Origin of the sequence: Pseudoalteromonas sp. SIMBA_162 (assembly GCF_046535955.1) — a bacterium.
Taxonomy (GTDB): Bacteria; Pseudomonadota; Gammaproteobacteria; order Enterobacterales; family Alteromonadaceae; genus Pseudoalteromonas; species Pseudoalteromonas marina.
Genome location: NZ_JAWJBQ010001394.1, coordinates 1 through 229 on the forward strand (window position 1 = coordinate 1; position 229 = coordinate 229).

Sequence of the window (229 nt, forward strand, 5' to 3'; positions counted from 1 at the left end):
ACATAAAAAATCTTCCTTACTTATGCGGGAAGATTTTCTTTATCAATTTTCAACTTTTACAATCATCCTCTATACATTTATCAAGATTGGCTTCAAATTCAACCCAACAACCCACGCAACGTGTTTTTCCTCGAAAGATTGTATAATCGCCAATTTGAACCTCACATTCTTCACACGTTTTATTTTCTTCTTGTGTGTAATGTCCGCTATGCAATCTGTCTTCCAGATT

1 protein-coding gene is annotated in these 229 nt (G+C 34.5%); it reads right to left on the reverse strand.

Features of this window, described 5'->3' with window-relative positions:
* Positions 1–49: 49 nt before the first annotated feature.
* The coding region (locus R0J88_RS24180; RefSeq protein WP_410901484.1) for a hypothetical protein at positions 50–229 on the reverse strand (180 nt) is incomplete at its 5' end.